Consider the following 23,168-nt stretch of genomic DNA (forward strand, 5'->3'; position numbering starts at 1 on the left):
TAAGAACTCGTGATTGCTTCGCAGTTGAGGCATTTGTTGAAGCTCTTTTTTGTTTTTCTCAAAAAAAGCGACTACCGAAAGCGCGCCCCTTGTGGTAACGCCCAAATAACTCTAAGCTAATTCTTTTTCTACTTTAGTCATCCAATTAAATTGGTCGTCTAGCTTACCCGTTTTAATAGCATTCAAGGTGTCATTAACTTCTAATCCAATTGGGCTTTCATCAGAAACATGAATCGTCTCGCCTTCCAATCCAATCTCTTGAATGTATGCTATACCAACGGCTGTTCCTGTTCCGAAGGCTTCTTCTAAAGTCCCGTTTTCTGATGCTGTTTTAATTTCATCGATAGTGATTTTTCGTTCTGTTACCGTGAAATTCATAGCACGTAACATCTCTATAACACTAGCTCTTGTGATGCCATGCAACACAGAACCGTCGAGCTCTGGTGTGATAAATTCTCCATTAATTTTGAAGAAAATATTCATGGTCCCAACTTCTTGAATATACTTATGTTCTGCGGCATCTAACCATAATACTTGGTCGTAACCTTTGGCTTTTGCTAATTCTGTTGGGCGAATGGCCGCTGCATAATTACCTGCTGCTTTTGCCTCTCCAGTTCCACCTTGTGCTGCTCTAATGAATTGCTTTTCTGCCCATAATTTGATACGTTTACTGAAAAATGGACCTGCTGGTGATGCCATAATTATGAACTTATAATGTGTTGCTGCTCGCATACCAATAAAAGGCTCATCGGCATACATGAATGGTCTTAAATAGAGTGCGCTTCCATCGGTTGGCGGAATCCAATTGTGCTCTAAACCAACTAATTCTTTGAGTCCTTCTACAAATAAATCTTCAGGAATATGAGGCATTCCCATTCGATCCGCACTTTTGTTTAAACGCTTAGCATTTTCTTCTGGTCTAAATAACATTGGTGTACCTTTGGTGTCTTTATAGGCTTTCATCCCTTCAAAAATAGCTTGTCCGTAATGTAGAGCCATTGCTGCTGGATGCGTTGGAATTAATCCCATAGGAATAATTCTTGGATTAACCCATTCACCGTTTTCGTAGTCGCAAATAAACATGTGATCGGTGAATGTGATGCCTAATGGAATATTATTGAAGTCTAAGGCATCAACTTTTGATGTTTCTACTTTAGTGATTGAAATGTTAGATTTCATATATGTATGTTTTTTTAGAGTGTTTAAAACACCCCTAAAGTCCCCTCAAGGGGACAATTCTAAATTTATATTTCTCTATTACTATCAAATTGTTCAAAATAATCGGCTACGCGTCGTACAAAGCTTCCGCCTAAAAAGCCATCTACAACTCTGTGGTCGAATGATAATGATAAATACATCATGCTACGAATAGCTATTTCATCTCCTTTTTCAGTGGCGATGACTTCTGGTCTTTTCTTAATTATTCCCAATGCTAAAATGGCAACTTCTGGCTGATTGATTATTGGTGTTCCCATAACGCTTCCAAAGGTTCCTACATTAGAAATGGTGAAAGTGCTGCCATTTATATCGTCTCCTGCTAGTTTGTTTTCTCTAGCTTTTCCTGCGAGTTCGTTTACGTTACCAGCAATCTCTTTTAAATTTTTAGTATCTGCATTTTTTACTACAGGAACTATTAAATTACCGCTTGGTAATGCTGTTGCCATACCAATATTAATGTCTTCTTTTACAATGATATTATTACCATCGACAGAAGCATTAATATTCGGAAAATCTTTAACAGCTTTGGCTACGGCTTCTACAAATAATGGCGTGAAGGTTAAACGTTCTCCATGTTTTTCTTGAAAGGCAACTTTGTTAGCATTACGCCAGTTGACCATATTTGTCATATCTGCCTCTACATAAGCAGTAACGTGAGGTGATGTATGTTTTGAGTACACCATGTGATCTGCAATCATTTGGCGCATGCGATCCATTTCGATGACTTTTCCTTTGCCTTTATCGAAATTTAATTGCGGAATTCTATAAGCCGTTGGATCTTGCGTTACAGCTTGTGCAAATTTATAAGGTCGTCCGTCTTCTATATACTGAAACACATCGCTTTTGCGTAATCTGCCTTCATTTCCTGTAGCGGGAATTCGTGCTAATTCTTCAAAACTGATGTGATGTTCTTTCGCTATTTTTATGATTAATGGCGAAAAGAAAGTGTTAGTATTATTTACCGAAAATGAAGTTGAATTCGAATTGGCAGGCTGCTGAACTGGCTTTGGTCTTATAGTCTTAGCCTTGTTCTCGACTGCGCTCGAAGGGACAGCTTTAGATTCATTTAGTGTTTTGGATTTCTTAACTTCTTCTGAAACTTCTAAAATTGCAAGAACTTCTCCTACTGGAACGACATCTTTAGCTTGAAACATCGTTTTTACTAATGTTCCAGATGCTGGTGCAGGTACTTCGTTATCTACTTTATCTGTGGCGACTTCAAGAATAATATCTCCTTCTTCAAATGCATCGCCTTCAGCTATTAACCAATTGATAATAGTCCCTTCAGTTATGCTTTCACCCATTTTGGGCATCTTTAATTCAAAAGTAATCAAGCTAGTATAGTTTAGGATTATAAGAATTAAAGATAATGCATATCGAATTACACAATTGTTAAAATCTTTTAATTTAATATTAAAAAGGATATCATTCTATAATTATTTGATATTACAGATTATTTAACTTTTAATCCTTAGATTTACTGCTTTAAAACAAATAATTTTCTCATGCCACACACACTCGATAAAATAGACACACAACTGCTAGCTATACTTCAAAAAAATAGCAATCGAACGACAAAAAGTATTGCTGAAGAACTCGGCATGAGTACTTCACCAATATTTGAGCGTATTAAAAAATTAGAAAAGGAAGGTTATATTGAAAAATATGTGGCTGTTTTAAACAATAAGAAAATCGGCTTAAAACTGACTGTTTTCATAGGTATTACCTTGCAAGGCCATACACGAAGTTATTTGGAAAAGTTTGTAAAGGAAATTAACAACTTCCCTGAAGTTGTAGAATGCCATCGCGTCAGCGGAAACTTTGACTATTTATTGAAACTCGTCGTTGAAGATATTGAGGCTTATGAAACCTTTATCATTTCAAAATTGACGCTACTTCCTTATTTAGGAAATGTACAAAGTTTGATTGCGCTATCGACAAGTAAAGAAACGAATGAGATTGATTTGAGTCGGGTGTTGTAGACCTGTAAGGTTTTGAAAACCTGACAGGTATTTAATATTGAGGATTAAAAATAGGACTTCTCGATACAATTCCTATAAAAATCAGAATCACTCGAAGTGACATCAGTTTACTTTTTGAATGTTTCTCGAAGTGTTTTATAACTATCCTCTTGCATTTTCATATTCTCAGGCACTTCTCGTAATGGCTCAACGACTTTTAAACTCTCGTGGCAATCTGCAGGTAATTGCTGATACAATTGCGTACCTTTTGTTTTCCAAGCAATCATTTCGTCCGTGATACCTCTGATTATTTTAGCAGGATTACCAACCACTAAACTTCTATATGGAATTTTAGTTTCGGCTTTTACAAAAGACATGGCTCCGATTATACACTCGTCCCCAATTTCGGCATCATCCATAATTACTGTATTCATTCCGATAAGGCAATTTTTACCCAAATTAGCTCCATGAATAATAGCTCCATGACCAACGTGTGCACTTTCTTTTAACGTGATGGACTTGCCTGGAAACATGTGTACAGTACAGTTTTCTTGGACGTTTACACCATCTTCTAAAATGATTTGTCCCCAATCACCACGTATTGCTGCTCCTGGACCAATGTAACAGTTTTTGCCAATAATAACGTTTCCTGTTACTGCTGCTAATGGATGTACGAAACTTGATTCGTGAACGACAGGTGTGTAATTTTTGAAAGAATAAATTGCCATATTTTCATCAATTTGAATTACATCTACAAGGTTCCTAAAACCTTGCAGGACAGATTATTTATAAGTCTTTAATTTCTCTTTTGTAAAATCGCTTAACACTAGTTTTCCGCTAGTTGCTGCACGTTCTGCTAATAATGCATCCCAATGATCTGTTCCTTGCCAGAATACTTTTTTCATTTCTAGCATCGCTTCTGTATTATAAGTACATAAGTGTTCTGCTGTTGTTTTTACAGCTTCATCTAGTTCTACTGTGCTTTCATACACTTGCGTGAATAAGCCTTTTTGTTTTGCCCATTCTGCAGGATAAAAGGTGTTGGCGTCTATAGCGATTTGTGACATAGCACTTAATCCCATTTTACGCTCTATTGCTGGTCCAACTACAAATGGTCCAATACCAATATTTAATTCGCTTAACTTAATAGCTGCGAATTTGGATGCCATACAATAATCGGTTGCAGCTGCTAGTCCTACGCCACCACCAACGGTTTTCCCTTGAATGCGACCGATAATAAATTTCGGACATTTACGCATCGCATTAATCACGTTTGCGAATCCGGAAAAGAACACTTTCCCTGTTGCTGCATCGTTAATGTTTATTAGTTCTTCGAAGCTTGCTCCTGCGCAAAAAGTTCTGTCTCCACCACTTTTAAGAACCACAACTTTAATAGCGTCGTTAGTTCCAGCGTCTGTAATGGTTTGCGCTAGTTTTGCTAAAACATCTCCTGGTAAGGAATTGTGTGCAGGATGGAAAAACTCGATGTATCCTACTTCGTTTTGTATATCTAATGTTACGTATGGTTGCTTTTCTGACATAATTATATTAATCCAAATTGTTCAAAATGATGGTTAAGGTGTTTTCTTTCTAGTAAATACGATTCGTATTTATTCAATTCTCCGAAAACTAAATTCTTTAATTTAGCTTCTGGGTTTTCTTTAAAAAACTCTAAATACTTTTCACGTTGTGCTTTAAACTTATCTATTGCTGTTGCTAAATCGGCATGTTTTAAAGGTTCTAAAGTATCTTTTTCTAATTGTGGAAATTGACTATTCTTAGGAAACTTATCATAGTTCCATAAGCTATTATGTACTTTCTCTAGAATTTTTTCTGGTGTAGCAATTTCAAAATCTTGAATTTCACCAGATGCAATTTTATAGGTATATTCTAAATGTTCAATCATGTGTTGAGGTGTCATAATTCCCCATTTAGGTTTTGCATCTTCTTTTAATGCATAAAGACATTCGTTGATTTTATCTTCAGTCATTTCAGTTAAAACTTCTTGCTTTTTCTGAACCATAGTTAAGACTGTTGCGAATGCTACTTTCTCATCGGTATTTGCATCAAAAATTTCGGCATACCATTTTACAATTCCGCTAGGATGTTCTGCTGAAGCGACGTCTCTATCTACTTTTTGCTTACACGTTAAGCGCACATAAATAGTATCGTTGTGATATAACGGTCTTAAAAACCTGCATTCTTCTAGTCCGTAATTTGCTGAAACTGGTCCTTTATTTGGATACACAAATAATCCTGCTGCAGCTGAAATAATAAAATAACCATGTGCAGTTCTTTGTTCGAAAATACTTCCGTCTAAAGAAGTAATATCTGTATGCGCATAGAAATGATCCCAAGTGACATTTGCAAAATTAATAATGTCTGTATCTGTAAATGTACGTCTGTGCGTTTTCATAGACATTCCTGGTTGGATGTCTTCCCAATGGTATTTAAATGGATGTTGTAGAGCTTCCTTATACTTTGCATTTTGCTGGTAAATACCAGTAATTTCTGTAATTGTTGTTGGCGAACCTTGGATGGCTGTACGTTGTAAATAATGTTTTATTCCACGCATTCCTCCCATTTCTTCTCCTCCTCCAGCACGTCCAGGACCTCCATGAACTAAATATGGTAATGGCGAACCATGACCTGTACTTTCCTTTGCCATATCTCGATTAACAACCATAATACGACCGTGATGAGATGCTGCATTAACTACATACTCTTTAGCAATCTTATCGTCATTTGTGGCAATTGAAGATACTAACGACCCTTTACCCATTTGAGCTAATAGAATAGCTTCATCTAAGTTTTTATAAGGCATAATGGTACTTACTGGACCAAAGGCTTCACGTTCGTGAATTATTGTATTTTCAAAGGGATGATCAGAACGTAATAAAATTGGGCTAATAAAAGCGCCTTTTTTAGCATCTGCTCCAATGGTGTTTATTTGATCTAAACTGCCATAAACAATTTGTGCTTCTTTAGATAAATCATTTACTGAGTCTCTAACTGCTTGCACTTGTTGATGACTTACTAAAGATCCCATTCTAACTTCTTTAAGTCTTGGATCTCCAATAGTTACTTTATCTAATGCTTTTGACAAGGCAGATTGTACATCTTCCACTAAATTTTGCGGAACAATAATTCTACGTATTGCAGTACATTTTTGTCCTGCTTTAACCGTCATTTCTTTTCTGACTTCTTTGATGAACAAGTCGAATTCTGGTGTTCCAGGAACGGCATCTTCTCCTAAGATGGATGCGTTTAAAGAATCGGCTTCCATGGTAAATGGCACAGATTCTTGTATTAATTGTGGATGCGCTTTTAGTAAGCGTCCTACTTTTGCAGAACCCGTAAATGTTACAACATCTTGAGACTCTAATGTGTCAAGAATTGTTTTTACGGTTCCGTTTATAATTTGTAGTGCACCTTCTGGTAAAATACCGGAAGCGATTATTTCTTTTGCTACAGCTTCAGCTAAATAAGAAGTGGAAGGTGCTGGTAAAACTACAGCAGGCACTCCAGCCATCCAGTTTACTGCACATTTTTCTAACATTCCCCAAACTGGAAAATTAAAGGCATTAATATGAACTGCTACTCCTTTTTTAGGCACCATGATATGATGCGCCATAAAACGTCCGCCACGAGATAAATCGATAGCATCCCCTTCTACATGATACGGTTGATTTGGGAACAGTTTACGTAATGAAGCATTTGCGAATAAATTCCCAAAACCACCTTCGATGTCTATCCAACTATCTACTTTGGTTGCTCCTGTTCTATAACTTAATTCGTAAAACGAATTTTTCCTTTTAGTAAGATATAACGCTAAACTTTTAAGCATGTTTCCACGTTCTTGGAAAGTCATTTTTCGAAGAACCTCTCCTCCTTTTGTTCTTCCGTAGTTAAGAATTTCTGGAACGTCTAAACCTTCGATAGCAATGCTCGTAAAGGCTTCGCCAGTTACAGCGTCTAAGATTGGTGTTCCTTCTTCTTTACCTGTTGTCCATTGTCCTTGAACGTAATGCTCTATTTTATTCATCATTTTTACTTTATAGTGGATTCCTGCCTGCGCAGGAATGACAAAACTTTATTGTTTACTACAACTAAGAATTATCATTAACCTTAGCGGCTAAGTGCGTTAAGGATTGAGGTATTTGTTGAAGCTCTTTTTTGTTTTTCTCAAAAAAAGCGACTGCCGAAAGCCTGACCTTTAGGTAACGCCCAAATTATTTTACTTACTTACATTTTCAATAATCGCTGCATAACCTTGACCAACGCCAATGCACATGGTGATTAACGCGTAACGTTTGTTGGTTTCTTGCAACTCTAAAGCCGCTGAAAAAGCAACTCTTGCACCTGTAACGCCAAGCGGATGACCAATTGCAATTGCGCCTCCATTTGGATTTATTCTTGGGTCATTATCTTCCAATCCCCAAGCACGAATACATGCTAATGCTTGTGCAGCAAAGGCTTCGTTAAGCTCGATAATATCCATATCTTCCAAGGTTAAACCTGCTTTTGCTAATGCTTTATTTGAGGCTTGAACTGGACCAATACCCATAATTCTTGGCTCTACACCAACCACTGCAGAACTTACTATTCTTGCTAATGGTTTTAGGTTGTATTTTTTTACGGCATCTGCTGATGCTATAATTGTTGCTGCTGCTCCGTCGTTTAATCCTGAAGAGTTTCCAGCAGTTACACTTCCACCTTCTTTTTTAAAGGCAGGTCTTAGTTTTCCTAAAACTTCTAAAGATGATGTTGGTTTTATAAACTCGTCTTTTGAAAATTGTATTGGATCTTTTTTACGTTGTGGAATTTCTACAGTAACAATTTCTTTTGCTAGTCTTCCGTTCTCTTGTGCCTTGGTTGCTTTTTGCTGACTCCAAAGTGCGAACTTATCTTGGTCTTCTCTTGATAAATTATATTTCTCTACAAGATTTTCTGCAGTGTTTCCCATGCCATCTGTTCCATACATTTGCTGCATTTTAGGATTGATAAAACGCCATCCAAAAGTTGAATCGTATAGTTTTGAATCGCCTCCAAATGCTGATGATGGTTTTGCCATAACGTATGGTCCACGCGTCATGTTCTCGACTCCTCCAGAAATAAAGACGTCTCCATCTCCTGCTTTTATAGCTCGATTTGCGTGAATGATTGCCGATAATCCCGAACTACATAAACGGTTTACAGTTTCCCCGGGAACGGTAAATGGCAAACCGGCTAACAAGGATGACATTCTCGCAACATTACGATTATCTTCTCCCGCTTGGTTTGCGCAACCCATAATAACATCGTCGTAAGCTTCTTTTGGGATGCTTGGGTTTCGTTTTACGATTTCTGAAATTACTAAGGCTCCTAAATCGTCTGTTCGAACAGCAGATAAAGTGCCTTTGTAGTTTCCTATTGGCGTTCTAATTCCGTCTATTATGTATGCTTCCATATTTGAAATTGAAATTGAAATTGAAGTCGAAAATTGAAACTTCATATTTCAAATTAATATTTTTTTTATTCCCAATCTTTTTGAGTTCTGTAAACCACACCTTTAAAAAGTGCAACTATTTCATCTCCTCTTTTTACTTCAATAATATTGAAGCCTAATTTATTCTTTACCGTTTCTATTACAGATTCTGCAACTATATAATCGCCTTCACTTAATGCTTCGATATGGTTTATACTTGTTTCTATAGAAACTGCATATTTACCATGTGTGTTTGCTGCAAATCCGAAAGCTGTATCTGCTAATGAATAACTTATTCCACCATGTGCTTTATTCATGCTGTTTAGCATGTCGCCTCTAATGATCATTCCGACTTTGCATCGTCCGATTTCGCATTCTAGAATTTCTATTCCTAACCAAGTGCTGTAAGCATCTTGAGATAGCATTTTATATGGAATTTGCTCGCCTTTCATATTTATTTCCTACGACAGTGGGAATCTTATTAATTATTATTATATTTAAAAAAAACACTCCTAAAGTCCTCTCAAGGGGACAATTGACGCGATTAAAAAAACGATTTATCTTCTCTATTCATTTTACGTAACAACGGACTACATCTGTATCTATCTTCATGATATTCGTTATATAATTCATCCATTTTACTTACGCACCAATCGATTCCTTTTTCGTCTGCCCAAGCCAATAATCCATTTGGATAATTGACACCTTTAGTCATGGCATTGTCGATATCCTCAGCTGATGCAATGTTTAAAAATAAGGCATCTGCTGCTTCGTTGATGAGCATTACTAATACACGATCGAAAATTTGATTTTTAAGCTCCATTTCCTCCTCGTAAGTTTCAAAAGTTCTTGAATTAGTGTGATTAGTGTTAATTATTTTTCCATTTTGATCGTAATTATAATAACCTTTTCCTGATTTCCGTCCTAAATAACCTGCTTCTGAAAATCGTTTTTGGGTTAATGATGGCTTATATCTTGGATCAAAATAGAATGCTGTAAAAACGGTTTCGGTTACTGTGTAATTAACGTCGTTTCCTATGAAATCCATCAATTCAAATGGTCCCATTCTGAAATCACCTAAAGACTTTAAGCTATGATCTATGGTTGCAAAATCTGCTAATCCTTCTTCGTAAATTCTTAGTGCTTCACCGTAAAATGGTCTTGCCACTCTGTTTACTATAAATCCTGGTGTGTCTTTAGCGACTGCTACAACTTTCTTCCAATCTTTAATGGTTTGTATGGCTTTTTCAAGAACCTCATTTGATGTTTGAATGGCTGGAATAACCTCAACCAATTTCATTAAAGGTGCTGGATTAAAAAAGTGAATCCCTACACAACGTTCTGGTTTGTTAAGTGATGCAGCAATAGATGCGATGGATAAACTAGAAGTGTTTGATGCAATAATACAATCGTCTGCAACATAGCTTTCCAATTCGGAAAACACTTTTTTCTTGATATCCAAGTTTTCAATAATTGCTTCAATAGTCAGATTTGAATCTGCTAAATCTTTTAGGTTGTTTACGTAAGAGATGTTTGCTTGAATTCTATCTTTTTCAGATGTATCAATTCTTCCTTTTTCAATTAAACGTAATAATATTTTTTCAAGACTTGCTTTAGCTTTATCTAATGCAGCTTGATTAGTATCGTATAACTTTACTTTGCAACCAGAAGTTGCAGCAACTTGTGCGATGCCACTTCCCATGGTTCCTCCTCCTATGATTCCTATGTTCATCCTTGTTCCCACGAAAGTGGGTGACTTTTAATTAAACTTCTATTTTTTATACCTACAAGGTTTTAAAAACCTTGCAGGATAATTTTAAAAAGGTAGATTTTTCACATCTACATTACCGCCAGATAAAATGATGCCGACGTTCTTATTTTTAAATTCTTCTTTATTATTTAACACTGCTGCAAAAGGAACAGCACATGAAGGCTCAATAACAATCTTCATGCGTTCCCAAATTAATTGCATTGCATTTATTATTTCATCTTCTTCAACACGAATAATCTTATCCACATATTTTTGAATAATCGGAAAATTACGATCACCTAAATGCGTTCTTAATCCATCAGCAACGGTATGAAAACTCTCGTTAGTTTCTATTTTACCTGAAATTAATGAACGATAAGCATCATCTGCTTCCATAGGTTCTCCTCCAATAACTTTACAGTTGTTTGAAAAGTAGTGTGCTGCCAGCGCTGTGCCTGCAATTAACCCTCCTCCTCCAACTGGTGTTAAAATTACATCCAAATTTGGTTGTTCTTCTAACAGCTCAATTGCTGCTGTACTGTTTCCGTAAATTACCTCATCTTGATTTGATGGATGTAAAAATGTTGCTCCTTTTTCTTCTTTTATGCTATTGGCAGTTGCTTCTCTTGCTTGAGGTGTCGATTCACATTCTATGATTTCTCCCTCGTAAGTTCTAACACCATCTTTTTTAACTTGAGGTGCATTCTCTGGCATTACAATATATGCTTTAACTCCTAATTTCTGAGCTGCTAATGATACAGCTTGAGCAAAATTACCAGACGAATGTGTAACCACGCCACGTTGTCTTTCTTCTTCCGAAAGTGATAAAATGGCATTTGCAGCACCTCGCATTTTAAAGGCTCCCATTTTTTGAAAGTTCTCACACTTAAAAAACAAATTACAACCTGCTTTTTCATTTAATAACTGTGAGGTTAACACAGGTGTTTTATGAATAAAGGGTTTTATTCGGTTGTGAGTTTCTATGAGAGTTTGTTTATTCATATTTGTTCTCGATACAAAATTGCAAAAAGCAATTTCACTCGAACTGACGTTAATCTAGTTCCCTTTGAAATTTGGTTGACGTTTTTCTATAAACGCTGCAACACCTTCTTTATAATCTTCACTTTGTGCTGCTTCTATTTGTAATTTAGATTCTAAAGCTAATTGAGATTCTAAATCGTTAGTCATCGATGTATTGAACAATTCTTTGATCATACCTAATGCTTTAGTTGGCATGTTTGCTAGTTTTAAAGCTAGTTTATTAATCGTTTCGTCAAATTCTTCAGTTGGAACACATTTATAAATCATTCCCATTTTTTCAGCTTCTTCAGCTCCAATTTTATCACCTAACATCGCTAATGCTAATGCTTTTTGAAAACCTATTAGTCTTGGTAAAAAGAAAGTCCCAGCACTATCTGGAACTAAACCGATTAAACTAAATGCCTGAATAAAACTTACTTTTTCGTGAGCAACAACAACATCGCAAGCCAAAGCAATATTTGCTCCAGCACCAGCTGCTACTCCATTAATAGCTCCAATAATTGGTTTTTTAATAGAACGAATTCTTGTAATTATTGGATTGTAATGTTCTTCTAGTATTTTTTTGAATCCAGGGTTTAAATCTGGATCTGTAACTTCTTTTAAATCTTGACCAGCACAAAAAGCTTTTCCGTTTCCTGTTAAGACAATAGCTCTTACTTCTTTATTTGTTTCGCAAGCATCCAAGGTTTCTTGTAAGCTAAATGCCATTTCACGATTGAAACTATTAAATACTTCTGGTCTATTGAACGTGATGTACGCTACTTTGTTTTCAATTTTAAGCTGAATGCTTTTGCTCATATTTCACTTTTTTAGACCTGTCAGGTTTTAAAAACCTGACAGGTCTGTTTCTTACTTTAAACATTTAAAATAGTCAAACGGTTCTTGGCAATCATCACACTGAAATTGTGCTTTACATGCTGTAGACCCAAACTGACTTACTAATCTTGTATTTGTGGAACCACAATTGGTACACTTTACCAATCGTTTTCCATTTAGCAACACATCTTTATCTGCTTCTGCACTTAAAGGTGCTGCAATACCATAATCTTCTAATGCTTTACGACCTCTTGGTGTAATCCAATCGGTTGTCCAAGCTGGAGCTAGAATTAATTCTATTTCAGACTTGTATCCTTCTGCTTTTAATGCAGCTTTAATATCGTCTCCAATAACATCCATTGCTGGACAACCACTATAGGTTGGTGTTATTTGCACTTTTACAATATCATTTTCTATAACAGCTGTACGAACAACTCCCATATCCATAATTGATAATACTGGAATTTCAGGATCTGAAACTTGTTCCAGAATTGGAATTAAGATTTGGTCTATATTTTGTTCTGTTGTTGTCATTTTTTGAAGTTGAAGTTGAAACTGAATTTGAAGTGTTCTTTTTTCAAATTCAAGTTCGATTTCAATTTCTTTTTTACCATTCCATATTTGGATAAGCTCTTTGCATGTATTGAAGCTCTGCTAACAAATATCCTAAATGCTCTGTATGAATTCCTTTTTTACCTCCTTTTTGGAACCATTTAGATTCTGGGATTTGTAAAGTAGATTCTTCTAAAACAGCATTTACTTTATTGTAGTATGCCTCTTTTAATTTAGTAACATCTACGCCTATTCCTTCTGAAACCATTGCTATGTCTGCTTCTGCCTGATGAAACAACTCGTCTGTGTACGTCCATAATCCATCTATAGCATCTTGCATTTTTTGATGACTTACTTCTGTTCCATCACCTAAACGTTTTATCCAATCTGAAGAAAAACGCAAATGATAACTTACTTCTTTTATCGATTTGTTTGCTATTGCAGACAATGTTAAATCTTTACTTTTTTGTAATTCTTGTAAAAAAAGTAAATGATACACATCGAATAAAAACTGACGTGCCATTGTGTATGCAAAATTTGTATTTGGTTGTTCTACCAATAATACATTTACATATTCTCTTTCTTTACGAAGCATTGCAATATCATCTTCGGTTCTATTATCTCCTGCAATTTTAGCAGCATATTGATAATAACTTCTCACTTGTCCAAATAAATCTAATGAGATATTTGTGCATGCAATATCTGTTTCTAGACTTGGTCCATGACCTGTTAACTCTCCTAATCTTTGCCCAAGGATAAGACTGTTGTCTGCTATTCCTAGAATGTAGTTGTATAGGTTTTCGTTTTTCATCTTAAGTGCCCACGAAAATGGGTGTCTATTTAATTAGTTCTCGATACGATTCCAATAAAAAATCGGAATCACTCGAAGTGACGTTTAGTTTCAATTTATGAGATTCCTGCGTTGGCAGGAATTTACATATGTTTTACCTCGTCTGGTAAATCGTAAAATGTTGGATGACGATATACTTTATCGTGAGCTGGCTCAAACATTTCGCCATTATTCTCAGGATTTGATGCTGTGATATTTTTAGATTCTACAACCCAAATACTAACACCTTCGCTTCTTCTTGTGTACACATCGCGTGCATTTTCTAGAGCCATATCTTCATCTGCAGCGTGTAAACTTCCGCAGTGACGATGTTCTAATCCGTTTTTACTTCTTACAAAGACTTCCCAAAGTGGCCAGTTTTTTTTATCAGACATAATTTATATGTGTTTTTTCATCTTGTTCTCGATACAAAATTGCTAAAGAGCAATTTCACTCGAACTGACAATGAAATTTAAATTGCTTGTTTTTGTTTTCTTTCTTGTTTCTTCTGTGCATAAGCCATAGCTGCATCACGAACCCATTCTCCTTCTTCCCATGCACCAACACGTGCTTTCATACGCTCTTTATTCATTGGCCCATGACCTTTTACTACTTGCCAGAACTCGTCCCAATTGATTTCTCCGAAATCGTAACTTTGACGCTCTTCGTTCCATTTTAAATCTGCATCTGGAATTGTCAACCCAATTAATTCGGCTTGAGGCACTGTTTGATCTATAAACTGCTGACGTAAATCGTCGTTAGACTTACGTTTTAATTTCCATTTCATAGATTGCTCTGTATGTATAGACTCTGCATCTGTAGGACCTAACATCATTAAACTTGGCCACCACCAACGGTTTAAAGCATCTTGAGCTAATTCTTTTTGCTCAGGAGTTCCGTTAGTTAGCTTTATCATGATTTCGTAACCTTGACGCTGGTGAAAACTTTCTTCTTTACAAACACGAACCATTGCTCGTGCATATGGTCCATAAGATGTATTACATAATGGTACTTGGTTTATAATTGCTGCTCCATCTACTAACCAACCTACGGCTCCCATATCTGCCCAAGTTACTGTTGGGTAGTTAAATATTGAAGAGTATTTTGCTTTTCCAGAGTGTAGTTGCTCGTATAATTCTTCGCGAGAAACACCTAGCGTTTCACAAGCAGAATATAAGTATAACCCGTGTCCTGCTTCGTCTTGTACTTTTGCTAATAAAGCAACTTTACGACGTAATGAAGGCGCTCTTGTAATCCAGTTTCCTTCTGGAAGCATTCCTACAATTTCGGAATGTGCGTGTTGCGACATTTGCCTAATATGCGTTTTGCGATATTTTTCTGGCATCCAATCTTTTGGTTCGATTTTCTCGTCTCTTGCAATACGTGCTTCGAATTGCGTTTCTAGGTTTTTTATTTGTTCTTCACTCATTATAATAGCTATTAGCTATTGGCTCTTGGCCTTTAGCATGTTGAACTTAATTTTTCTTTTTCAATATATTTTTCAAATTCCTGAATTGGCAGGAATAACAAATCTTTTTAGACATCAAAGTCTACTACAACTTTCTCTGTTGTTGGCACTGCTTGACAACTTAGTACCAGTTGTTGTGCAACTTCTTTATCGTCTAACGCATAATTAATTTTCATTTCTACAGCACCTTCAATAACTCTACATTTACAAGTACTACAAACACCTCCTTTGCAAGCAAATGGCAAGTCAGCGCCTGCTCCTAAGGCAGCATCTAAGATATTATCGTATTCTTTAGTCATGGTGAATAAGAATTCTTTTCCTCCATCAACTATAGTGACTTCAGTTCCTTCTACATTTTGTTTTGCAAGACGTTCTGCTCGTTTTATATCTTCTTCTGAAAGTCCGGTAACAAAAAGCTCGAAGTGAACTAATTCTTTTGGCAAACCTGCATTAATGAGATATTCACTAACGTAGTTTACCATTTTTTCAGGTCCACAAAGAAAGACTTCACTTGTATCTGGAATATCAATAAAAGTCTTTGTTAGAACCTTCATTTTTTCATCGTCGAACCTACCATTAAACAACTCGATATCTCTACGTTCTTTAGTTAAGAAATAATAGATTTCTAGTCTGCCAAAAAATGTATTACGCAATTGTTCTAGTTCTTCTTTAAAAATAATGGATTTTGCTGTTTTATTTACATAAAACAGTTTACAAGTCGCGTTTGGCTCTGCTGATAAGTGAGCTTTTATCATGGAAAGTACTGGTGTTACACCACTTCCTGCCGCAAAAAATAAATAATTTTTAGATACTTCTGGTTGCACAGGAATTCCAAAATTTCCGCTTGGCGACATGACTTCTATTTCATCTCCTGCTTTTAAACTTTCGTTTACATAGGTTGAAAACTTACCCTCTGGAATTAACTTAACTGCTACTTTCCATTGGTTATCATTTGGACCAGAACAAAGTGAGTAAGAACGACGAACATCTTCGTCATTAATATCTGCTTTTAGTGTTAGATGCTGCCCTTGACGAAATTGAAATTCGCTTTTAAGTGCTATTGGAACATGAAAATCTATAACAGAAGTATCTTCCGTCTCTTTGTAAATGTCTTTTATTTTGAGCTTATAAAATTGCGCCATTATTAATTTTTATAACAAAAACTAACACTTGTTAGTTCACTAAGCAAAGTTATAAAATTTAATCTAAACTAATTGTTAATTCCTTTTATGAGGATTTGCGATAACGAATTGGATAATTCTTCTAGATTTATGTCTTCCTTTTTAGGAATCCACATATAGAGGGAACGCAAGGTGGTTAAGATAGAAAACATCATTACATCTGATTTAATGTCTATTATTTCACCTGAAGCTATTCCACTTTTAAGAATATTTCTAAAATCATTTTCATAATCGTCTCTTAGTTGCTGATAATAGTCTAATTTCTCTTCTAGATGCATCCAATCGTTATTTAATGATGCCATGCCGTATATATTTTGGCTAGAAATTTTCACATGAAGTTCTATTATCTTATTTAATTTATCAATGCAATTAGCATCAGAAGATTGAATTAACTGCATACCTTCAGTAAATTCTTGTGCTAGTGAGATGATGATAGTCTTTAAAATATCTTGTTTAGATTTTATGTGATTATATAAACTAGCAGCTTTCATTCCCATTGCCTTTGCCAAATCTCGCATTGTCACAGCGCTATAGCCTTTTTCTTTAAATAACTTGGCTGCTACTCTAATAATTTCTTGTTGTCTCGTTTCTGATTTCATATTTAATTAAAGCACTAAAATAAGAAGTTTTTAATGTAACATATATATAATGTAACTTTGGTTACGTATGTTCTAGAATGCTTTTCGGATTTTTGACAAAAATTAAATACTATGGGATTATTAAATGCTTTATTTGGAAAATCAACTAACAATGTTGCAGAATACATTGAAAAAGGTGCAGTAATTTTAGATGTTAGAACTAAAAGCGAATACCAAGGAGGTCATATTAAAAACGCAATACATATTCCGGTTCAAGAATTAGAAAATAGAATTAACGAAGTTAAAAAACTAAACAAACCTGTGATTGCACATTGCGCAAGTGGTATGCGTTCTGCAAATGCCGCAAATATCTTAAAATCTAATGGCATTGACGCCATAAATGGTGGAGGTATTACAAGTTTACAACGTAAGTTGGGTTAATCTAAGATTCCTTCTAGGTTCTGTAATTGATTTAAATCTTCAATAGGGCTTTCGTTATATTGTAAAGTCCAACCTAATGAATTGGTAAGCATAAAGAATTTTGAAAGTTCACTTATTAAACGATTTTGGGCATTAGATTTTAAATCTGACGCTTCAATTTTTTTCATTAGTGATTTACTCACTGTTTCCTTTATATTATTATAGTCTTTGGCTTCAAACGGATTTAAGTAATCAGATTGTATATCGTAGTATTCAAAATCTGGACTGATTTTAATTTCTTCTTTTGGTATACTTATAATTTGAAGTGTTTTAGTGGCTTCATCGATTTTGTATTCAATTTCACTTAAATCGTAAGCAACCGTTACGTCTGCATTAACAACGACAAGTGCTTTTTTATCTGCAGAAAGATAATCCCCAAAAATGGCTTTTGAATTTTTATAGCTAAATACTTCAGAAAAATGACCTTCTGTAACTACTAATTTACCAACATTCTTAATTTGTTCTTGAATTAAAGCGCTGTGCTCTTCAATAATAATTTTATCTTCATTTTTATCATCACAATATTTAAACGTAAATACAAGTATAATTGTGATAATGACACCAAATAGTATTTTTTTCATAGGCCAATTTAAACATTTTACAATTTATGGCACTTAAAATTCGTTATTATTAAAACTTGTTTTTTTACCTTATGTCGTATATGAGTGTGCATCATCTATAAAAAACGCAACACATCATTATTATATACAAGATTCGTTTTTAAGGTTTTAACTTAGTTGTAGAATAAGCAAATACATATGTGACCAACATTGTATTTAAAGGAATCCCTCTAATCTAAAAAGTGATTATTATGTTAAAAACTATAAGCACACTACTTATCCTATTCGCTACACTGACTAGTTATAGCCAGAACTTCACGTTAATTAAAAACACACATCCACAAGCTAGAGAATTAAAGCACAGCCTAAATAAAACTAAGGACAGTTTAGTTTTAGAGTGCGACCACAAAATTGTTAACGTTGATTTTTTTAATGAAGATTTTGAAAAAACCGTCATTGTTGAAGACTTAAAAACAAAAATATCATTAGAAGATTTTCCTGAAGGTAAATTTATTATTGAAGCCAAACTTACGGACAAAATTATTCTGATTGATTTAATAAAACATGAAGAGTACAAATCTAATGACCTTACTAATATTAATGAACCTGCTGAAGGCCAAGGCATGATGTTAGATGAAACATTAACTGTTATTAAAAACGCACCAAACAAAAGCATATCCTTTATGCTCACACGAGAAAAAGCGACACAACAAAATACTACAACCAATAAATTCTATTGGGTAATATCTCAAACCAATAATAAGATAGGATCTAGTAAAACCATGAAGTTAGCTGACCAAAAATCTGTAGACAGAATGATTTTAAAACATAAGGTAGAGCTAGATAGTGACTGTGGCAAACTAAATGAATTAACTATTTGGGAAGTGTACAATACAAGAGAGTTTATGGAAAAACAAGTTTCTAATCCAGATTTTGTATATACTTCAACTACAGACTCATTTAACAGAACGCCCTATTACGCAACAAAGAACAAAGCTCAAGACTTATAAATCCAACTAGTTAATACAACACATTTAAAAAGGAGTATTTTTTGATTGATTAAACTTCTAAATTTTAATATTAACTGATAAATTTGAGCTAGATACAACTTATATATACTGTAAAATCGATGTTATATACATCAATTACTGGCAAAATTCCGTAAGAAAACAGCTAACATTTCATACCGCATTTTGAGTGTTACATCGAGGCGTAATGTACCTTAACCAATAAAATATGCACCATAGCTAATTTTTGAAACTGCTAATTTAAAAGCAAATACCTTTGTTTTTAACAAGGAAAAGTACATCTTTGCGACATTGTTTCCCCAAAACAAAAACCTACTTAACATGAAAATACTATACACAACTGTGTTCTTACTTTTGGCGTCATTAGTTTATGGCCAAAAATCTACATTATACCAAAACGTAAATGTACGAGCGAAAGAACTTAAGCATAATCTAAATAAAACTGGAGATAGCCTTATATTAAAATGTGAGCGAACTATCTATGAAGTTGTTATTTTTAATGACGATTTTGAACGCGTTGTTAGAGTAAGAGAGACCGAAGCTATCATACCTATTGCTGATGTTCCAGTAGGAAGATTTATCGTTGAAGCCTTACTTAGTGATAAACTTATTGTTATTACCTTACTAAGAAACGAGCCATTTGACTTACCTGATACAGCTCAATTAATTTCGGATACTTCTGATTTATTTGGAACAAAATCTAAACCTAAAACCGAAGCAGTTGCTAGTATAGAAAAACCAATTGAGCCTCCTATTGAAGTAAATGTTGCAGCTATTGAAGCAACGGAACAAGAAGTATCTACCACAGAAATTAATACCAAAAGGACAGATATAGCGGTTGCAGGTAAAAAAGCAACTCCTAAACCTAGACTTACAAGAAAGGTAACTTACACAAAACCAAAGAAACCAGCTGAAAGTAGTCTATCTCTATTTAAAGCAGAAAAAGAATCTGCCGCAGCTGCAAAGAAAAAACCAAAAACAGCGATAGATGTAGCTAGAGCAAACAGGATTGTAAGCAAATATTGGGTAGAATATAGAATTAACAGTGGTCAAAACTCTCAAAAAATCCTAAAATTAGGAGATCAAGATGCAGTTGACCGCATGATTAGGAAAATTGAAATTGACAAGAAAACAAAAGCAGGTCGCTTAAACGAGCTTATTATTTGGACCGTATATGACCCAACAAAGTTCGTTAAACATAAAAAAATGAATAAAGATAATTTTACTACTGTACCTTCTGAAAGTTTTAAACTAGAACCTTATTACAAAAAGGTAAACGACCCAGATAATCTATAAGATTACTTCTTTTCAAGATCTAACTTCTCGGCGAAATAATCACAGAAATCTTTCATGGTAGCTGTCATTTTTTCGTCTTGTGTTGCTCTTAAAAACGTATCACTCATAGTCACCAAGGTTTGATGAAAAAAGAGTTTCATCTCATCTACTGGCATATCCTTAGTCCATAAATCTATTTTTAAAGTTTCTTGAGCATTACTATCCCAAACGGATAACATTACTGCTTTAGCTTCTTCATTATTTACGCCTCCTTCTTGTGCAGACCAGTTAAGTTTTTCTGGCACTCGGTTTTCATCAAGTTCAACGTTTAATACAATTTTAGATTTTATAACTTTAGCCATTACTTTTTTGGTTTAAAATTCGATTTAGTGAATATTTCTTCAGGTTCAGTTTGCATAATTTTCATCACATCTTTACCTGTATTTTCTGCATAAGCCCTTACAATTTGCCATCCTATATACTGACCTAATCGTCCTGGCGAATCATTATCTAACTCAAGTCCAAATTTACTAAAAGGTGCATCTGCAATAAAACGGCTTGGTAATTTATTGTTAGTGCTATATAATAATTCTTTCTCTATAAAATAACTCCAAATCTGGCTCTCATTTGCTTCAGCCCATTTTATTTGAGCTTCAGTATAACCAATCTTATCCGCGTCGGTTTTAAAAGGAATCATAACATCTTTGAAGTAGAGTAATTTTCCGAAATAAATCATTTCATCTAACAAAGTCCTTCTATTAGATTGAAACATATATTTTATGGCATAATCATTTGCGACATCTGATACTATTTGATTTCCTTCCATATTAGAAGCAATATACATTGGTATGTTTTGGTAAAACTCATGATTAGCACCCAAATAATTATCTAAAGCAATAAGTACTAAAGAATCATTAACAAATGTTTTATTTCTATAATCTACATCATTGGTTAGAGTAATTACTCTTGGCGCTTTAAACGCCTTATCGTAATAGTTTAAATGTTGAAATAAACCTTTCAGTTCTTTCTTTGACGCATCTAAGTCAGGAAATTTACGCTGTACTTCCGCTAATAATTCGTTTTGTAAGCTGTCATTCATTTTTTCAATCCAAAAAGCATCTGGATCACTAATAAAGAAAAATGGATAAGCTCCTTTAATCTTTGGTAAATCTTTTGGTTCAGCTTCAGCAAATGCTTTATCAAAACGTTCTACATCAAAATTAACATCGATTTCAGCAATTTCTTTTTCAACTTTAGACTCCTCATCACAAGACAAAAGAACCAACCCTAACAATAATATTATAAAAAATCTTATCCGCATTTTGTAAAACATTTTTAATCCTAACACGATTGCGTTATTTTTGTTGTGCAAAGGTACACTTCTTTGTAATAAAAATTAAAAATTTATGCAGACAGAAAAGATTGTAAATCATATTGTAGATTGGCTAAAGGACTATGCAACTAAAGCAGGTGTTAATGGTTTTGTAATTGGTATTTCGGGCGGAATAGACTCTGCCGTTACCTCAACACTATGCGCCAAAACAGGTTTAGACCTTTTATGTATTGAAATGCCAATTCACCAAGCTGCTAGTCATGTCACAAGAGCACAAGAGCATATAGCGCAATTAAAGGAGCGGTTTCCTAATGTAAAAGACACAAGAGTAGACTTAACACCTGTTTTTGAGGAATTTAAAACAGAAGTCAGCTTAGAAGGTAAACAAGCCACAGTAGATATGGCTTTAGCTAATACTAGAGCTCGCTTACGTATGACTACTCTTTATTACCATGCCGGTCTCTTAGGACTTTTAGTAGCAGGTACAGGAAATAAAGTTGAAGATTTTGGTGTTGGTTTTTATACCAAATATGGTGATGGTGGCGTAGATTTAAGTCCTATTGCAGATTTATTAAAAACTGAAGTCTACAAAATTGGTGATTATCTTAAAGTACCAGAGTCTATTATGAAAGCTGCACCAAGTGATGGTTTATTTGGCGATGCTCGTAGTGATGAAGATCAAATCGGAGCTTCTTACCCTGAATTAGAATGGGCAATGAAAATGAAGGATGAAGGAAAAACAGCATCAGATTTTGAAGGAAGACAGCGTGAAGCGTTTGAAATTTTCACTAGATATAACAATTCTAACAAGCATAAAATGATAGCGATTCCTGTTTGCGAAATTCCCAATAATTTAAAATAAATATTGCGTTTAATAGAATTAATTAGTAAAAATTATCAATTTTTCACTATTTTTGATTAATTGAATCTACGCATTGTATTGATAATAGCCTATTAAAACAATAATGACCCTAACCAAAAATTAAATACAATAGTAATGATACATATTTTACTTGTTGATAATCATCCCATTGTTCGCAAGGGATTAGAACTATTTCTTAATAGTAAACCAGACTTAAAAGTTATAGGTAGTTTAGAAAGCGGAATCGAAATATTTGAATTTGTAAGACGTAATAATGTAGATGTTATTATCTCTGAAGTTGACCTCCCAGAATTAAATGGTATCACTGCACTTAGAGCCATTAAAAAAGAATATAAATCTGTTAATGTATTAATGTTTAGCCATCAGCCTGAAGAAATTTATGCTATTAGCACATTAAAAGCTGGAGCCTCTGGTTATTTAAATAAAACAGCAAAGGTTGAAGAAATTGAAAAAGCTGTACGTTTAATTCACGCAGGTGAAACTTCACTAAGCGAAAAAATGGACAAACACTTACGCTATGAAGACACACGTAAAAGCAGAAGTAGAATGTTTAAAAAATTATCCACTAGAGAAGTAGAGGTATTAAAATTACTTTCTATTGGCAGAAAAAATAAAGAAATAGCTCAAGAATTAGATATTAATGAAAAAACAGTGAGTACTTATAAAGCACGTTTATTCAAAAAATTAAGTGTAACTAATATTGTAGATTTAATTCACCAAGCCAAGCATCATAATTTAGCATAATTCA

General features: G+C 34.5%; 24 protein-coding genes and 1 pseudogene. 6 read left to right on the plus strand and 19 right to left on the minus strand.

The genetic code is table 11. From position 1 onward, the window contains the following. Positions 1-111: 111 nt before the first annotated feature. Together Q0807_RS00190 and Q0807_RS00195 are read right to left on the minus strand one after the other, a co-directional pair. Entirely contained in the window at positions 112-1,179 is a 1,068-nt protein-coding gene (locus Q0807_RS00190; RefSeq protein ID WP_299104976.1) for a branched-chain amino acid aminotransferase, read from the minus strand. A 65-nt stretch (positions 1,180-1,244) separates the two neighbouring features. Then, positions 1,245-2,531, minus strand: coding sequence for a dihydrolipoamide acetyltransferase family protein (locus tag Q0807_RS00195; protein ID WP_299106086.1), 1,287 nt, complete (start codon positions 2,529-2,531; stop codon positions 1,245-1,247). A gap of 192 nt (positions 2,532-2,723) precedes the next feature. Between Q0807_RS00195 and Q0807_RS00200 the strand changes: the two genes are divergently transcribed. Continuing rightward, on the plus strand, positions 2,724-3,200 hold the full coding sequence (locus Q0807_RS00200) for an Lrp/AsnC family transcriptional regulator (protein ID WP_092470430.1): 477 nt from the start codon (positions 2,724-2,726) through the stop codon (positions 3,198-3,200). A gap of 107 nt (positions 3,201-3,307) precedes the next feature. On the opposite strand, the gene Q0807_RS00205 is transcribed toward Q0807_RS00200, so the two are convergent. From Q0807_RS00205 to Q0807_RS00270, 14 genes and pseudogenes are all read right to left on the minus strand, one after another. Continuing rightward, positions 3,308-3,907, minus strand: a complete 600-nt coding sequence (locus Q0807_RS00205; protein ID WP_299104980.1) for a transferase hexapeptide repeat family protein — start codon at positions 3,905-3,907, stop codon at positions 3,308-3,310. 54 nt (positions 3,908-3,961) lie between these two features. After that, entirely contained in the window at positions 3,962-4,720 is a 759-nt protein-coding gene (locus Q0807_RS00210) for an enoyl-CoA hydratase/isomerase family protein (protein ID WP_299104982.1), read from the minus strand. A 2-nt stretch (positions 4,721-4,722) separates the two neighbouring features. Beyond that, a complete protein-coding gene (gene paaZ, locus Q0807_RS00215; RefSeq protein ID WP_299106089.1) occupies positions 4,723-7,224 on the minus strand; it encodes a phenylacetic acid degradation bifunctional protein PaaZ in 2,502 nt (833 codons plus the stop codon). A gap of 192 nt (positions 7,225-7,416) precedes the next feature. Then, positions 7,417-8,628 carry a 3-oxoadipyl-CoA thiolase gene (gene pcaF, locus Q0807_RS00220; RefSeq protein WP_299104983.1) on the minus strand — a complete coding sequence of 404 codons (1,212 nt, stop codon included), beginning with the start codon at positions 8,626-8,628 and terminating at the stop codon, positions 7,417-7,419. Between the two features lie 65 nt (positions 8,629-8,693). After that, positions 8,694-9,098 carry a hotdog fold thioesterase gene (locus tag Q0807_RS00225; protein ID WP_282031619.1) on the minus strand — a complete coding sequence of 135 codons (405 nt, stop codon included), beginning with the start codon at positions 9,096-9,098 and terminating at the stop codon, positions 8,694-8,696. Positions 9,099-9,190: 92 nt separating this feature from the next. Next, positions 9,191-10,378: a 3-hydroxyacyl-CoA dehydrogenase NAD-binding domain-containing protein gene (locus Q0807_RS00230; RefSeq protein WP_299104988.1), complete on the minus strand. Its 1,188-nt coding sequence runs from the start codon at positions 10,376-10,378 to the stop codon at positions 9,191-9,193. 84 nt (positions 10,379-10,462) lie between these two features. Further along, entirely contained in the window at positions 10,463-11,398 is a 936-nt protein-coding gene (locus Q0807_RS00235; RefSeq protein WP_299104990.1) for a pyridoxal-phosphate dependent enzyme, read from the minus strand. Between the two features lie 54 nt (positions 11,399-11,452). Beyond that, positions 11,453-12,235 carry an enoyl-CoA hydratase-related protein gene (locus Q0807_RS00240; RefSeq protein ID WP_299104992.1) on the minus strand — a complete coding sequence of 261 codons (783 nt, stop codon included), beginning with the start codon at positions 12,233-12,235 and terminating at the stop codon, positions 11,453-11,455. 51 nt (positions 12,236-12,286) lie between these two features. Next, complete coding sequence (paaD, locus tag Q0807_RS00245; RefSeq protein WP_299104995.1) at positions 12,287-12,787, minus strand: 1,2-phenylacetyl-CoA epoxidase subunit PaaD; 501 nt, start codon at positions 12,785-12,787, stop codon at positions 12,287-12,289. Between the two features lie 73 nt (positions 12,788-12,860). Further along, a pseudogene (gene paaC, locus Q0807_RS00250) lies at positions 12,861-13,622 on the minus strand (1,2-phenylacetyl-CoA epoxidase subunit PaaC); the annotation flags it as partial. A gap of 116 nt (positions 13,623-13,738) precedes the next feature. Continuing rightward, positions 13,739-14,029 carry a 1,2-phenylacetyl-CoA epoxidase subunit PaaB gene (gene paaB / locus Q0807_RS00255; RefSeq protein ID WP_055435018.1) on the minus strand — a complete coding sequence of 97 codons (291 nt, stop codon included), beginning with the start codon at positions 14,027-14,029 and terminating at the stop codon, positions 13,739-13,741. A gap of 77 nt (positions 14,030-14,106) precedes the next feature. Next, positions 14,107-15,063, minus strand: coding sequence for a 1,2-phenylacetyl-CoA epoxidase subunit PaaA (gene paaA / locus Q0807_RS00260; RefSeq protein ID WP_299105001.1), 957 nt, complete (start codon positions 15,061-15,063; stop codon positions 14,107-14,109). A gap of 107 nt (positions 15,064-15,170) precedes the next feature. After that, complete coding sequence (locus Q0807_RS00265; protein ID WP_299105006.1) at positions 15,171-16,244, minus strand: 2Fe-2S iron-sulfur cluster-binding protein; 1,074 nt, start codon at positions 16,242-16,244, stop codon at positions 15,171-15,173. A 68-nt stretch (positions 16,245-16,312) separates the two neighbouring features. After that, positions 16,313-16,882: a TetR/AcrR family transcriptional regulator gene (locus Q0807_RS00270; protein WP_299105008.1), complete on the minus strand. Its 570-nt coding sequence runs from the start codon at positions 16,880-16,882 to the stop codon at positions 16,313-16,315. 111 nt (positions 16,883-16,993) lie between these two features. On the opposite strand from Q0807_RS00270, the gene Q0807_RS00275 reads away from it, so the two are divergent. Continuing rightward, entirely contained in the window at positions 16,994-17,302 is a 309-nt protein-coding gene (locus Q0807_RS00275; protein WP_299105010.1) for a rhodanese-like domain-containing protein, read from the plus strand. Here the strand turns inward: Q0807_RS00275 and Q0807_RS00280 are convergent. Beyond that, entirely contained in the window at positions 17,299-17,922 is a 624-nt protein-coding gene (locus Q0807_RS00280; RefSeq protein ID WP_299105013.1) for a DUF4230 domain-containing protein, read from the minus strand. The two genes, Q0807_RS00275 and Q0807_RS00280, sit on opposite strands and share 4 nt — an antisense overlap. Before the next feature lie 230 nt (positions 17,923-18,152). Between Q0807_RS00280 and Q0807_RS00285 the strand changes: the two genes are divergently transcribed. Both Q0807_RS00285 and Q0807_RS00290 read left to right on the plus strand, forming a co-directional pair. Further along, positions 18,153-18,911 carry a hypothetical protein gene (locus tag Q0807_RS00285; protein WP_299105016.1) on the plus strand — a complete coding sequence of 253 codons (759 nt, stop codon included), beginning with the start codon at positions 18,153-18,155 and terminating at the stop codon, positions 18,909-18,911. A gap of 339 nt (positions 18,912-19,250) precedes the next feature. After that, entirely contained in the window at positions 19,251-20,225 is a 975-nt protein-coding gene (locus Q0807_RS00290; protein WP_299105018.1) for a hypothetical protein, read from the plus strand. A gap of 2 nt (positions 20,226-20,227) precedes the next feature. Here Q0807_RS00290 and gldC read toward each other — a convergent pair whose 3' ends face one another. After that, positions 20,228-20,566 carry a gliding motility protein GldC gene (gene gldC / locus Q0807_RS00295; RefSeq protein WP_299105020.1) on the minus strand — a complete coding sequence of 113 codons (339 nt, stop codon included), beginning with the start codon at positions 20,564-20,566 and terminating at the stop codon, positions 20,228-20,230. Then, positions 20,566-21,525: a gliding motility lipoprotein GldB gene (gene gldB, locus Q0807_RS00300; protein WP_299105022.1), complete on the minus strand. Its 960-nt coding sequence runs from the start codon at positions 21,523-21,525 to the stop codon at positions 20,566-20,568. Before gldB ends, gldC begins: the two co-directional genes overlap by 1 nt. A gap of 85 nt (positions 21,526-21,610) precedes the next feature. Here gldB and nadE point away from each other — a divergent pair, with 85 nt between their 5' ends. Next, positions 21,611-22,399, plus strand: a complete 789-nt coding sequence (nadE, locus tag Q0807_RS00305) for an NAD(+) synthase (protein WP_299105024.1) — start codon at positions 21,611-21,613, stop codon at positions 22,397-22,399. 135 nt (positions 22,400-22,534) lie between these two features. Further along, the gene (locus Q0807_RS00310) at positions 22,535-23,164 is read left to right on the plus strand and encodes a response regulator transcription factor (protein WP_299105026.1); all 630 of its coding nucleotides are present in this window, start codon (positions 22,535-22,537) and stop codon (positions 23,162-23,164) included. Positions 23,165-23,168 lie beyond the last annotated feature (4 nt).

Origin of the sequence: uncultured Winogradskyella sp., assembly GCF_947495255.1 — a bacterium.
Classification (GTDB): domain Bacteria; phylum Bacteroidota; class Bacteroidia; order Flavobacteriales; family Flavobacteriaceae; genus Winogradskyella.

Excerpts from the sequence above, each read along its gene's own strand:
- Q0807_RS00200 (WP_092470430.1), top strand. The coding sequence starts at position 2,724 with ATGCCACACACACTCGATAAAATAGACACACAACTGCTAGCTATACTT.
- Q0807_RS00285 (WP_299105016.1), top strand. The coding sequence starts at position 18,153 with ATGTTAAAAACTATAAGCACACTACTTATCCTATTCGCTACACTGACT.
- Q0807_RS00265 (WP_299105006.1), bottom strand. The coding sequence starts at position 16,244 with ATGGCGCAATTTTATAAGCTCAAAATAAAAGACATTTACAAAGAGACG.
- Q0807_RS00290 (WP_299105018.1), top strand. The coding sequence starts at position 19,251 with ATGAAAATACTATACACAACTGTGTTCTTACTTTTGGCGTCATTAGTT.
- gldB (WP_299105022.1), bottom strand. The coding sequence starts at position 21,525 with ATGCGGATAAGATTTTTTATAATATTATTGTTAGGGTTGGTTCTTTTG.
- gldC (WP_299105020.1), bottom strand. The coding sequence starts at position 20,566 with ATGGCTAAAGTTATAAAATCTAAAATTGTATTAAACGTTGAACTTGAT.
- Q0807_RS00230 (WP_299104988.1), bottom strand. The coding sequence starts at position 10,378 with ATGAACATAGGAATCATAGGAGGAGGAACCATGGGAAGTGGCATCGCA.
- paaA (WP_299105001.1), bottom strand. The coding sequence starts at position 15,063 with ATGAGTGAAGAACAAATAAAAAACCTAGAAACGCAATTCGAAGCACGT.
- Q0807_RS00310 (WP_299105026.1), top strand. The coding sequence starts at position 22,535 with ATGATACATATTTTACTTGTTGATAATCATCCCATTGTTCGCAAGGGA.
- paaB (WP_055435018.1), bottom strand. The coding sequence starts at position 14,029 with ATGTCTGATAAAAAAAACTGGCCACTTTGGGAAGTCTTTGTAAGAAGT.
- Q0807_RS00190 (WP_299104976.1), bottom strand. The coding sequence starts at position 1,179 with ATGAAATCTAACATTTCAATCACTAAAGTAGAAACATCAAAAGTTGAT.
- Q0807_RS00225 (WP_282031619.1), bottom strand. The coding sequence starts at position 9,098 with ATGAAAGGCGAGCAAATTCCATATAAAATGCTATCTCAAGATGCTTAC.
- Q0807_RS00280 (WP_299105013.1), bottom strand. The coding sequence starts at position 17,922 with ATGAAAAAAATACTATTTGGTGTCATTATCACAATTATACTTGTATTT.
- Q0807_RS00205 (WP_299104980.1), bottom strand. The coding sequence starts at position 3,907 with ATGGCAATTTATTCTTTCAAAAATTACACACCTGTCGTTCACGAATCA.
- Q0807_RS00195 (WP_299106086.1), bottom strand. The coding sequence starts at position 2,531 with ATGCCCAAAATGGGTGAAAGCATAACTGAAGGGACTATTATCAATTGG.
- Q0807_RS00240 (WP_299104992.1), bottom strand. The coding sequence starts at position 12,235 with ATGAGCAAAAGCATTCAGCTTAAAATTGAAAACAAAGTAGCGTACATC.
- paaZ (WP_299106089.1), bottom strand. The coding sequence starts at position 7,224 with ATGAATAAAATAGAGCATTACGTTCAAGGACAATGGACAACAGGTAAA.
- Q0807_RS00210 (WP_299104982.1), bottom strand. The coding sequence starts at position 4,720 with ATGTCAGAAAAGCAACCATACGTAACATTAGATATACAAAACGAAGTA.
- nadE (WP_299105024.1), top strand. The coding sequence starts at position 21,611 with ATGCAGACAGAAAAGATTGTAAATCATATTGTAGATTGGCTAAAGGAC.
- Q0807_RS00235 (WP_299104990.1), bottom strand. The coding sequence starts at position 11,398 with ATGAATAAACAAACTCTCATAGAAACTCACAACCGAATAAAACCCTTT.
- Q0807_RS00270 (WP_299105008.1), bottom strand. The coding sequence starts at position 16,882 with ATGAAATCAGAAACGAGACAACAAGAAATTATTAGAGTAGCAGCCAAG.
- paaD (WP_299104995.1), bottom strand. The coding sequence starts at position 12,787 with ATGACAACAACAGAACAAAATATAGACCAAATCTTAATTCCAATTCTG.
- Q0807_RS00275 (WP_299105010.1), top strand. The coding sequence starts at position 16,994 with ATGGGATTATTAAATGCTTTATTTGGAAAATCAACTAACAATGTTGCA.
- pcaF (WP_299104983.1), bottom strand. The coding sequence starts at position 8,628 with ATGGAAGCATACATAATAGACGGAATTAGAACGCCAATAGGAAACTAC.